The 12,838-nt window shown below is 45.3% G+C and carries 8 protein-coding genes; 3 read left to right on the forward strand and 5 right to left on the reverse strand.

Translation table 11 applies throughout. The features are described from left to right. The first annotated feature begins 113 nt into the window (after positions 1–113). Positions 114–2,762 carry a purple acid phosphatase family protein gene (locus CWC22_RS15805; RefSeq protein ID WP_138538535.1) on the forward strand — a complete coding sequence of 883 codons (2,649 nt, stop codon included), beginning with the start codon at positions 114–116 and terminating at the stop codon, positions 2,760–2,762. A 167-nt stretch (positions 2,763–2,929) separates the two neighbouring features. Then, positions 2,930–4,549, forward strand: a complete 1,620-nt coding sequence (locus tag CWC22_RS15810; RefSeq protein WP_138538534.1) for an FAD-binding protein — start codon at positions 2,930–2,932, stop codon at positions 4,547–4,549. 43 nt (positions 4,550–4,592) lie between these two features. On the opposite strand, the gene CWC22_RS15815 is transcribed toward CWC22_RS15810, so the two are convergent. Beyond that, positions 4,593–5,882, reverse strand: coding sequence for an amidohydrolase (locus CWC22_RS15815; RefSeq protein WP_138538533.1), 1,290 nt, complete (start codon positions 5,880–5,882; stop codon positions 4,593–4,595). A gap of 459 nt (positions 5,883–6,341) precedes the next feature. Between CWC22_RS15815 and CWC22_RS24630 the strand changes: the two genes are divergently transcribed. Continuing rightward, entirely contained in the window at positions 6,342–6,614 is a 273-nt protein-coding gene (locus CWC22_RS24630; RefSeq protein ID WP_419144619.1) for an IS3 family transposase, read from the forward strand. A 762-nt stretch (positions 6,615–7,376) separates the two neighbouring features. On the opposite strand, the gene CWC22_RS15830 is transcribed toward CWC22_RS24630, so the two are convergent. The 4 genes from CWC22_RS15830 to CWC22_RS15845 all read right to left on the reverse strand — a co-directional run bounded on the left by CWC22_RS15830 (position 7,377) and on the right by CWC22_RS15845 (position 12,733). Next, positions 7,377–9,803, reverse strand: a complete 2,427-nt coding sequence (locus tag CWC22_RS15830; protein ID WP_138538530.1) for an ABC transporter permease — start codon at positions 9,801–9,803, stop codon at positions 7,377–7,379. 2 nt (positions 9,804–9,805) lie between these two features. Then, positions 9,806–10,549: an ABC transporter ATP-binding protein gene (locus tag CWC22_RS15835; RefSeq protein WP_138538529.1), complete on the reverse strand. Its 744-nt coding sequence runs from the start codon at positions 10,547–10,549 to the stop codon at positions 9,806–9,808. 10 nt (positions 10,550–10,559) lie between these two features. Continuing rightward, a complete protein-coding gene (locus CWC22_RS15840) occupies positions 10,560–11,816 on the reverse strand; it encodes an efflux RND transporter periplasmic adaptor subunit (protein ID WP_125560647.1) in 1,257 nt (418 codons plus the stop codon). An 80-nt stretch (positions 11,817–11,896) separates the two neighbouring features. Then, positions 11,897–12,733, reverse strand: coding sequence for a cupin-like domain-containing protein (locus tag CWC22_RS15845; protein WP_138538528.1), 837 nt, complete (start codon positions 12,731–12,733; stop codon positions 11,897–11,899). Positions 12,734–12,838 lie beyond the last annotated feature (105 nt).

A 12,838-nucleotide genomic window follows, 5' to 3' on the forward strand; every position in this document is an offset into this window, starting at 1 on the left:
CCCCTGCCAGTGGGGGTCATAAATAAGACGTTAAAAATTCACAACGTTTACATTCCCAATACACTTGTTCCCCGGATAATCCCGCGTTTCGTTTAATTACCAAGGAAACTACTATGACCTATTCTCTACGAATACTGTCTCTGGGCCTGGTGCTGACGCTCGGTCAGGCACACGCCCACACCGAAGGGCTGGCAGTCCACCCCTATTTGCAATCTGCAACCCCGACCAGCATCTGGATCAAATGGGAAACCAGCAGTGGTGATGAGTCCATTGTAGAATGGGGCACCACCGCTGAGCTGGGCCAGCAAGCCAGCGGCACCAGTGAAACCGGTTATCTGCTGAGTCGTATCCATGAGGTCCAATTAACAAATCTTGCACCGGATAGCGTGTATTTCTACCGGGTCAGAACCGGTGATACTTACAGCCATATTCACCAGTTCAGAACCCCACCGCTGGCCTCTGCCGAGAAGAGCAGCCGTATTCTGGCAGTCAGTGACATGCAGCGAGACTCGGGGAACCCGGGCAAATTTGGCGAGATCATTAATCAGGGTGTATTGCCTTATGTGCAACAGGCATTGGGACTTGCGTTACACGATGGCCTGAATATGACCCTGATCCCCGGCGATTTAGTCGACAATGGCCAGGATTACAACAGCTGGCGCACCAGCTTCTTTTCCCCCATTGCAGCGCTGGCCAGCTCCGTGCCGCTGTATCCTGCCCCCGGCAATCACGAGCGTGATACTCCAACCTACTTTAAATACTTCCGGCTGCCAGAAAACGGCACACCCGGCTATGAAGAACACTGGTGGTATCAGGACCATTCCAATATCCGGGTGCTGTCACTCGACACCAATACCAATTACCGTATTGATGAACAGCTCGTCTGGCTGGATAAAGTACTGGCTGAAACCTGTCTGCGTGCGCAAACCGATTTTGTCTTCGCGCAGATGCACCACCCGCATAAATCTGAAATGTGGATTGCCGGTGAGACCGATTACAGCGGCAAAATTGTTGAACGCCTTGAGGCCTTTTCAACGCGCTGCAACAAACCGAGTATTCACTTTTTTGGCCACACTCACGCCTATTCTCGCGGCACCAGCCGAGATCACAATCACACTATGGTGAATGTGGCTTCCGCAGGGGGCAACCTGGATTACTTTGGCGAGTTTGCCCAGCGCGACTACACGGAATTCTCTGTCAGTGAAGACGAATATGGCTTTGTGGTAGTAGATGTTACCGCCGGTGACAATCCGGCTTTCGAACTTAAACGCATTTCAATGGGCGATGAGCAGGTGCCACTGAACAGTCAGATCAAGGACACACTGACTGTAAGGTTAAACAACACTGCACCGTTTACGCCTGAAATATTGGCCCCCACAGGACAAGTCCCGGCCAGTTGTGCCAACGCAGTCGCAACCTTATTTGCAGATCCCGATAAAGATCTGTTTGGTGCTGCGCACTGGCAATTGAGCAGTCACTGCGATGACTTCAGCCAGCCGCTGATCGATACCTGGTATCAGCATGAAAATATCTGGGATGGGGTTGATACCCGTGCAGGCCTCGCACCTAACCGCTTTGCACTGGGTCAGCTCACGCCTGGCGCGCAGTATTGCGTTCGCATGCGCATGCGAGACCGCTCGCTGGCCTGGAGTGACTGGTCACAACCGCAGTCATTTACCACCACTGATAGCGCACAACTGACCGACAACCTGCTACAAAACCCAGGCGCAGAACTGGGCACCGACAGCTGGCTAGGTGAAGGGCCGTTGGAAAGCCTGACAGATAAAGCCTGTGGTTCCGTTTCCCCTTATCAGGGTGAACGCTTCTTTGCCGTCGGTGGTGTTTGTGATAATGAACGCCAAAGCGGACGCGCATATCAGCGTGTTGATGTCAGCAACTGGGCTGCCAATATTGACAATGGCACCCTAAAAGCCCTGTACTCGGGCATGCTACGTAGCTGGGGTGGCAGCGATATTCCCGCGTTTGCCCTTGAATTTCGTGATGCAGATCTGGCGCTGTTGAGCAGCACACCTGAAGTTAAAGGCGGGACTGCCAGCTGGCAGGCCTATGTCCAGGAAGCGCCGCTGCCCACCAATACCCGTTATATCGATTTCGTCCTGACAGGCCAGCGTACCAGTGGTACCGACAATGATAGCTATTTTGACAACTTAGCACTCAAGCTGGCCGAGCAAAGTGACTGCGCCACAGTGTCGGATCAGGGACCTGCTGGCGTGGCGGAAGAATACATTACTCAGCAACCAGGCAACTCAGCCAATCTGCTGCAAAACCCGGGTGCTGAAGCCGGTATCCAGGGCTGGAGCGGCGCAGGTCCCATAGAGTCTCTGACAGCTCAACAATGTGACTCTATTCCCCCTGCGACTGGCGAGCGGTTTTTTGCCGTCGGTGGCGTGTGTACAGGGGAGTCGGCTCAGGGCCAGATCAGTCAGACACTGTCTGTGCAGCACTACAGCCGATTAATCGAAGCAGGCCGGGTCAGCGTCAGTTATGGCGGTCAACTTCGCAATTACAGTGGTAAGGATGTGCCCGCCATTCAGCTGCGTTTCCTCGATAACCGTCGTCAATGGGTGAGTGACAGTGAAAAGCTCGACACAACGGCTGCACAGTGGACAAGCGTATCCGGGCAAACACAGCTACCCAAGGGCACAGCCTATATTGAGTTTGTCCTACAAGGGACGCGTAATCAGGGCAGCGACAATGACAGCTACTTTGATGATTTAATATTACAAGTGCTTGTTGATTAAGCCATCCGCCGCCGATCCACATCGGCGGCATCTTGAACTTTTCGCATCATGACACTTTTTTGATTGTTTTTTACACTTTCCCGGTCCGGTATCTGATACATTCAATTTGCGTAAAAATCATCCCATTTACGTCCCCTCATTTTATACAACATAAAAAGGAAGTGTTTATGGAACACAATAAAAAGCAATCAGGCGAACATATCGCCACCTCACGACGTCATTTTCTCAAATCATCCCTGGCTATGGGCGGTGCCGTTGGTGCAGCCCCACTGATGCTCAGCAACCCCGCTGCCGCCAGTCCTCAGTATGGTCAGTATCACAAAGTGTATGCCGACGACCCCAGATATCTCTCTATGCTCACCGGTTCTAACCTGAGGTTTCCCAATCAGCCTGGCTATATCGCGGCATGCAGCTCTGCCCATGAAGTGTACATGGCTGCCACAGAGGCCGTGGCAAATAACCTCAGGCTCACTGTGCGCTCTGGGGGACATTGCTATGAAGGCTTTGTGGTGAATGATCAGGGTGTGGTTATTGACCTCAGCAATATGGATCGAGTCTATCGCAGCGATGATCACTATGTCGTTGAAGCAGGCGCTTCTTTAGGACATACCTATAAAACCCTGTTTAAGGAATTTGGCGTGATCATTCCTGGCGGCTCCTGCTTTGGCGTCGGTGTTGGTGGTCACGTTTGCGGTGGCGGATTCGGCATTCATTCCAGACAATACGGACTCAGCAGTGACTACCTGGTGGGAGTGGAATTAATCACCTTTGATCAATGGGGCGGACAGGCCAACTATCCGCGCAGCTATTTTAAAGGTCAATCAGCAAAAGCTGACGAAATTGTCTGGGCACATCAGGGTGGTGGGGGAGGCAACTTCGGCATAGTGACTAAGTATTTCTTCAAAGACCTGCCCCCTGTGCCGGCATATATCCACCTACAGGAAATTGCCCTGCCCTGGCACTTGTTCGATTATAATCAGTTCGCCCAGCTACTGCGTAATTATGGCGAATTCTGGTACACACATAACGGCCCCGATAGCCGATTTAATGCATTACACACTTCCATGGCACTACCCAACTCAGTGGCTGGCAGCGGCGACATTCGACTATCCCTGTATTGTAGTGGCGATCCTGCCCTGATTGATGAATTTATCGATGCCTTGTTTACCCCAGAACAACTCACGGAGGCAAAAAAGGGGCTACGTACCACCAATCATATGGGCTTGCAGGAACAGGAAAACGCCCCTCAACGTCCGGTGCCGCCGGGCAGTTATTTTAGCATGCCCTGGTGGTATGGCACTCAGTATGGCGCTGGGACACTGGTTGGCGCACGGGGTAAGAATAAATCGGCTTATATGAAACAGCCTTTTCCCGACACACAAATTCAAACACTCTGGCAAACACTGCGCCATGGCGACTACCTGAGCCCAGGCGGCATGCTACAGTTGTCTTCTTATGGCGGCCAGATCAACGCGATATCGGATACCGACACTGCCGTTTCCCACCGCGATTCCATTATGAAACTTCAGTATCAAACCTACTGGTTTGATGCGGCCCAGGACCCCTATCACATAGGCTGGATCAATGGCTTTTATCATGCCATGTACGGCGCTAAGGGGCCGCTGGCCGACGAAGTGATGGATGGCTGTTATGTGAATTATGCCGATGTCGATATCCCGAACTGGCAGCATTTATATTACAAACACAACTATGCTAAACTTCAACAAGTTAAACGCAAGCTAGATCCTCATAACAAGCTCAACCATGCTCAGTCTATAGAGGTTTAGCAGATTATTTTGAGGCCTTCCATGGCCTCTTTCTGCCACTGCTCTACTTAGCTTGTGTCATATAGTCCAGAGTAAACTGGGTGAGTGCCTGTGTGCCCAATTTAAACGCAGATTCATCTGCCATAAAATAAGGGGAATGATTGCTGGCCGCATTTCGGGGGTCAATGCCTTTTGCCGTTCCGCCCAGAAAAACGAACAACCCGGGTACTTCCATGGCGTAAAATGAGAAGTCTTCGGCCCCCGTCACTTTAGGCATTTCAATCATACCCTGTTTACCAAACACCTTCTCTAACGTTGGTAACATTTGCTCAGTCAGAGCCGGATCGTTCACGGTTACCGGATAACCCTCGATGATATTCACTTCTGCGGTGTTGCCAGAAGCCTGTGCAATGTGCTCCGCTGTGTGGGTAATTTTATCGAAGATCTGTGCCCGGTTGTCCATGTCAAAGTTACGAATGGTCCCCACCATATTCACCTCTTCGGGAATAATGTTATTACGCACCCCACCGGCAATTTTGCCAAATGACACAATAGCTGGCTCTTTGGTGATATTGATCTGACGGCTGACGATATGATTCACCCCGGAGACAATTTGCGCAGCGGCGGCAATGGGATCGGCACCTGCCCAGGGGGTGGAACCATGGGTTTGCTCTCCTTTCACACTGATCTCAAAACGATCGGCACTGGCCATAGTCGGGCCACTGCGATACCCCAGCTGACCGACATTGAGCTTAGAGGTAATGTGTAAACCAAATGCCACTTCCGGCTGATACTTTTTAAAAATCCCCTCTTTGAGCATCAACTCAGCCCCGCCTTCTTCCCCTTCTGGTGCGCCTTCTTCAGCAGGCTGAAAAACAAACATCACGTTACCGGCCAACTCACCACGCATCCCTGCCAGCACCTCAGCGGCGCCCATTAACATGGCGACATGGGTGTCATGCCCGCAGGCATGCATAATGCCAACATCCACCCCACGGTAATTGGTCGTCTTAGTCGATTTAAACGCCAGGTCGTTCTTCTCAGTCACCGGCAGTGCATCCATATCGGCACGCAACATGACTGTGGGCCCTGGCTTCGCGCCTTTCAATATGCCTACCACACCGGTATAAGCAATCCCGGGTTCCACTTCCATACCCAGTGATTTAAGATGCTTAGCCACCTTAGCTGCGGTTCGCACCTCCCGGTTACCCAGCTCCGGGTTCTGGTGAATATCCCGACGCCACTCAATCACTTTAGGTTCAACCTGTTTTAGCAAACTGGCATGATCCGATGCCAGGGCAGGCATGCTCAATGCGCCCAGAATCGACGCCAGACTCAGAATAGATTTGTTCATTTCCCTTCCTTTTATATTTGTTATTAGTCGCCATCCAAAATAACAGACAAAATCATTAGGAGAAGAGATTTGCGACAGAGCCTGGGTGAGTGCGATGAGCTAGTCTGAACAAGCGGGATGATAGTAATCGCACTTGGCTCAATCGAGGCTTATTCCGCGCCATACAGCCACAACTTGTGGCTGTGACAGATACCGCCAAGGCAATTCTGACTAAACCTTGAATTTGAGTTTGAATTTTAATTGCCAAAAACTTTGACAATAAGTTCATTGTTACCAATTCAGGTGCCTATGACACAGCGTTGCCATGGAGCTGAAGGGTCTAAGAGCCAAGATTTAAACGAATATCTTCAGATTCAATCTGGCGGGTATCCCACGCTTATACTTTGCCGGGTTATGGGAGTCAGATCCGGTGCTTACTACGATTGGTGTAAGCGGCTAGCACAAGTAATAGATGCAGAAATGCTTCGCCTTTTTCGCCGTATAAAGGCGCTATTTAAAGAGAGCAGGCAAAGCCTGAGATCCCGTCAAATGATGAAACAGCTTCTTAAGGAAGGCTCCAAAATTGGGCGTTTTAAAGTACCCCGTTTGACGAAAAAGTTAGGGCTTGTCGTAAGGCAAAGGCAAGCCTACAAAGTGACGACTCATAGCAAACATAACACTCAAATTGTAGATAATGTTTCGGCAGGCAGCTTAATTTATCAGCACCGAATGGTGCGTGGGCGAATAACTTGACTTATTTGCGCACGGCTCAGGGTTGAATATACTTGGCTCTTGTTATGGATTTACATTTTCGTCGCATTATTGGTTGGGCTTTAAGCAAGCGAATGACCGTTTAGTTGGTAGAACAAACTTTACATATGCCAATCAATCTGAGGAAACCACCAAAAGGAGATATATTTCATAGTAATAGAGGTTCACAGTACACAAGTATATGTTATCAGACGTTACTAACGAAGCTCGGGTTTATTGCTTCAATGAGCGGCAAAGAAGCGTGCCTCAATAATGCAGTTGTCGAGCGTTTTTTTGGAAGTTTAAAAATGAATGATTGCTAAATGTTGGGCATTCAAAATGTTATTCTATGCGCTCTGATGTAGAGAAATACATCAGATATTACAACAAGATCAGACTGCACTGTCTCGCTGGATGATATGAGTCCAATCGAGTATGTAAATTATAAATAGAAAGCATCCGGTTGGATTTGACCAGTACAAAACCACAAATATAAAAAATCCGACCTGTTTTAGCCGGATTTTTTAGCTTAATAAGAGGTGAATTCAGAAGCGGCCCTAGGCCTAGCACACGCACCCGATAAGCAATCTGTTATTAATAGCACAATACAAATTGACGCAGTTTATGATCTCAGGGCAGACTACCATCCTCGCTGCCGCCTGAGGTGATAACACAACGTCCGAATTGACAGCCCACTACAATTCAACATTACGAATCCCTCATAAAGTGGCCCCCAACAAGGGATATACCTACCGAGTTAGGGCTCTATTCATACCTCAACGATACTACTGGCTGACTTTTAAGCATTTTCTTAATAGGTATCAAAGTTGCGACAACCACAATAGCCGATATTAGGAACATTACAAAAATGATCATACTAACCAAAACAACCTGCCCGGTCCCTAGCAAAGCACCAAGCATAGACGCGATCGTTCCCCCCAAAATAGCGCCAGGGATCAGGCCGAACGACATTTGAGAAATACTTGATTTGAGGAAACCCATAATAATTTTCTCATCCGGTATTCCTAACGCCCTCCTAACTCCAATCTCTTGGGTTTTTCGTATTATTGAATTAGACATTACACCATATATTCCACTCAAGGCCAGTAAGAGAGCAATCAGAGCCAGCAATAGAAATATTTTACTAACAAAACCCACACTCGCGGTATTCTGATCTATCCGTTCTCGATATGATTTCATTGAGAAAGCAGCTACATTTGGATCAATTTGATTGAGTACCTTTCTCAAGCTTTGGACCAGTGTTTGAGGGTGAGAATTCAACTCCATTGCGACAAACAAGCCTTCTCTGGATTGTTGGCTAAATGGTCTAAAAACAGTTGGAGAATTTGCCACTTCAGAGAATGGCTCACCTTGAATGGTATTTTTTACGACTCCAGAAATTGTAATCCAGTTAACCCCATCACCATCATTCTGAACAACCCTTAGCCTTTTACCAATAGCACTTTCACCATTGAAGTACCTCTTAGAGAATGATTCCGTTACTATTGCCGTACTTTTATTATAACCAATGTCACTACTATCAAAATAGCGCCCCTCCACAAGCTTTACGCCAATTTTATCTAATGAGCCAACAGTAACAGAAGTATAATTAATCCGAGGATAACTGTCTGATGTATCATAAATTTGGCCTTCTATAGCCATAGTGGGTCTCCAGGAATAGATCCCCGGAATTTCCGACATCACGGCAACTTTACCCATGCCGTTTTGGTTTTCTAACCGCTCTTGTAATTGGTGGACAAAAGCCGTTTTTTTCTCACCACTGTTATAAGATTCATCTGGTAATCGAATCCTCGCTGTATAAAACTCATCCACATCTGCACCATAATCTGCATTAGTAGCAAACCATGTACCAATGACCATTACACCCGCGGCAATTAATAATGTACTAGAGAGAAAAATCTGGCTAATAGTGATTATTTTCGCAAGTCGACTAGATTTACGACTTAATGCGCCTCGGGTACCATCTCTCAAAACACTATTAAAATCTCCACCAGTGGATTTAAGAGCGGGCAATAAACCAGTAACGACAACTGTGAATAGTACGAACATGAAGAAAACAACTAAGGTGTACGCATCAATCCCCATCTTCCACCAGAAAAGTGGCTTATCATCACTAAATGTTGCTGTAACGGCCTCAGTTTGACGCAAACCAATTGCGACAGCCAGCAAACCGAGCCCTCCCCCAACAGAACAAATGATAATACTGTCCCACATCATTTGCATAACTAGCCGAGCTTTAGGTGCCCCCAGGGCTACACGAATCGCAGTTTCCTTTGTCCTTTCAAGCGCACGGACAAACAGCAAATTACTCACATTTATTGCTGCTAATATAAGTAAGCCTGTTCCAGCGATATAAAGTGCGATTAGAAAGCTGTTAGCATCTTGGCCAAGTGCAGCCAGTGGCAAAGAGGTAAAATAAGCGCCCACACCCGCGTTAGTATAAGGGTACAGCTCCGCATTTCGCTTCATAATAAGAGACAGCGCAGCCTGAGACTTTTCTTTATCTGAATTGGGCAAAATCCGCGCTAGCATATAACCTGTGCTGCTGCCCCTTGGACTTGAAAAATCAGGCTTTAGTGGTAACCAAATTTCAGCTGTGCTTGGAAAGTAGTACCCTTTAGGCATTACACCAACAATTCGGGTTGATTGGTTATTAACTGTAAACATCTGATCAATGACATTTTCATTGCCACCAAAATATGACATCCACATATCATAGCCAATCACAGCAACAGGTTCCGATCCTAATTTATCGTCCGACTCCAAAAACCCCCTACCTAAAAGGGGCTCTACCCTTGTAAATTTGAACATATTAGATTCGGTTTTAATGACATTGAACTGCCTAGCGCCATCTCTTCCAGTAACATTTCCAATAGTTTGCTGATAGATAACAAACTCTTTGAAACCCTGAAGATTTTCTCTAATATCACGGCTATCTTGAATATCAAGGTCACCACCTTGATTCCATACTCCGTTTAGCGCACGGTCAAAAACAACAATCTCATGTCCATTTTCAAATGCAAGTGGCTTAGAAGCCATGGTATGTAAAAATGAAAATATATAAACACTGATCGCTAACCCAGAAGCCATTACCATAATTGTTAATAGAGTAAATTTCGGCTTTTTAAACAACATCCTAATAGCGTATTTAAACTCTTTCCAAGACGGCATAATCAACTCTCCTCTATCAATTGAGCCCGCTTGCCAAGTGATTTTTCTGGTGTTTTGACAACCTCATCACTGACTAATTTACCGTCTAAGATATTAATTACTCTCTTTGTCATAGCTGCTGACTTTGGATCGTGCGTTACCATACAGATAGTGGCACCGGCTTTATTCAGCTCGAGTAGCAAATCCATAATCGCAGATGCATTTTTAGAATCCAGGTTACCTGTTGGTTCGTCCGCTAATATAATAGTAGGAGAGCCTGCGATTGCCCTCGCTATCGCTACCCTTTGTTGCTGACCGCCAGACAATTGGGAAGGGAAATGCTTCGCGCGATGCTCCATACCCACTTTTTTAAGAGCTTCACTCACTAACGCTGCACGTTCAGTTTTGTTTATATCGTGGCGATAATCGAGAGGTAATTCAACATTGTCTTCTACACTCAAATCACTAATCAAATTAAACGACTGAAAAATAAATCCTATTTCTTTATTCCGGATCGCAGAACGCTCAGAATTTGAGAGTGATTTTGTATCATAGCCTGCTATTTTATATTCACCTCCACTGAAAGTGTCCAGCAACCCCATTAAAGAGAGCAAGGTAGATTTTCCTCCCCCTGAAGGGCCTGTTATAGACACGAAGTCACCCTTATTTATTGAGAGAGAAATATCACTCAAAGCATGTGTTTCAACTTCATCAGTCAAAAAGATTTTTTGTATTTTTTTTAATTCTATAATTGACGTGTCTGTCATATTCCTTTCCTCAATTAATCAGTACCTTCTCATACATTTCCCATTGTGATGGGTCTGAAACTACTATTCTATCGCCTATATTTAAGCCACTTATGATTTGTACTTCACCTACTGAACCTACACCAAATTTCACACGGGTACGCTCGACAAACCGACCATCCGATGACTCTTTATATACATAGGCATCACTTTGGCTTTGAGTGTAAATTGGTTTTTTTACATATAGTGCTTGATCTATATTTGATACAGTAATAATTCCATCAACTGTTAAATCTGGTATTGCGTCTGGTGATAAAGGTAAGTCTAGCTCCACGTCAATTTGCACTTTTCCATTTATTACTGAAGGTGCGACCCTAGCAACTTCCCCTGTCATTTTGTAATTTCTTGTGTCAATAGTAACCAGCTGACCAATTGTGACGGATCGGACCTGAAGCTCTGGAATTTGAAGCTCAGCTATTAGTTCTTCTTTTTGAGCAAGTTTCGCTATATTGTCACCAATACGGACTCTTTGACCACTTTCAATTGCCACATTTTGAACAACACTGTCCATCGTCGCTATGACGGACAAATTATCAACTTGATCTTGGGCACGCTCAGCTATCTTTTTCATTTTTTTCAACCGAGCCTTGAGAGCTTGAAGTTGTGCTTGGTTATTTTCCAGCATCTTCTCATATCGTTTTTGCTGAATTTTCCACCGCTTCTCAGATTGTAATGTTTCTAAACGATTTTTTAAAAAATCAACCTCAGCTACAACTCCTAAATTCTTCTCTCGCAATTGAATCTGACTATTATATTGAACCTTGCTTTTTTCAAAATCGAGTTTTGCATTGAGAACCACTGCCTCTAAGTCTAATAAAGCCGACTCCCCTGCAATTTCACTCGCTATTGCGTCAGCTTCAATGGCCTCTAGTTCCCACTGTGTCTCTTTCAACTTCTGCACAAGTTCTGGATTATCTAGTTTGGCAATCAAGTCACCTTTTTTAACTATATTGCCAGGCTTAACATATAAAGTTTCTACGCGCCCATCTACATTTGAAGCTAGCCAATTAATTTCTTTCGGTTTTAACACACCGCTTCCTCTGACGGAAACAGTAAACCTTCCATTTTTTACTTCACTAAAAACAACCCTGTCAGCATCTGCAACATAAATATCATCAGAAATGAGGTTACTAATAAAGTAGAAAACCAAAAACGCAATAAAAAACACTGGTATATACCAATATTTTTTAATCACCCCCCGCTCTTTCTTTTGTCTAACTATATCCATAAAAACTCTTCTAAATAAAAACTTAACACAAAACACCTCCCATTGCGGGAGGTGTCTTTAAAGATATAACTATCTATCAATTAAAATATTTCATAATGATTAGAGTTCATTAATGAACGATTTGTGAAACGATAGTAAAGTTGAGACAAAGAAATCATTGTATTATTAATAATTCGTGGAGTTTTACTATCACTTCTTGCATACGGACTATGGCACCCTCCTCTAAACTTAGGCACAAAGAACGTATTCAAAGATACTGAATCAGCTGTTATGCCTGTCGCACAATGATAGGCTGCATTTGGTATCATAACCGCATCACCGGGGTTAAGTATGATGTCATAATAGTTTTCAGGTTTAATCCATGGATTCCCTTTTTTATTCTCTTCAGCAGGAATATCATGGTTCAGTGGCAAATTAACATAGTGCTTAGACGATATCTCATCATTTACTTGGGTTTTAAATATTATAATTCTTTTTTGACCATGTAACTGAACTAAGAAATTATCAAAGAAATCGATATGCAAGGTACCAGGAGACATACCAAGCCACATATAACTAAGCTGATGTCTATGCAACTTTGCCACATCGCCCTTAACGAGATTTTTATTTAAAACCCTTTTTGCGTTGAGATTTGCATATAGAGTCGACTTTTCAGCGAGATCTAAATACCTTTCATTTCCCACAACACCATCAGTTCGAGAAATAAACTCAGACATATCTATACGCCGGCTATTAAATACCCCGTTCTTTAACTTGATATCAGTATTAACAGGTACCTTACTATGGTGCTTGGCTAAATAATCCATGGACCAGTCAAACACCGATTCATCGAATAACTCTCTCCCAGGCACCGAACGAATTTCTCCCTGTCTGAACAACTCTGGCAGGTCGCTTAAAGATCCTACTTCTTGTAACATTTTTGCACTCCATCTATAACCTATTGAAGCAATTTATTTACCATACCTTTATCACGCTTCAAAATCATCAAAAAAACAGCACTCGCCTAAAGATAATTAACGACT

Source organism: Pseudoalteromonas rubra (assembly GCF_005886805.2).
Classification (GTDB): Bacteria; Pseudomonadota; Gammaproteobacteria; order Enterobacterales; family Alteromonadaceae; genus Pseudoalteromonas; species Pseudoalteromonas rubra_D.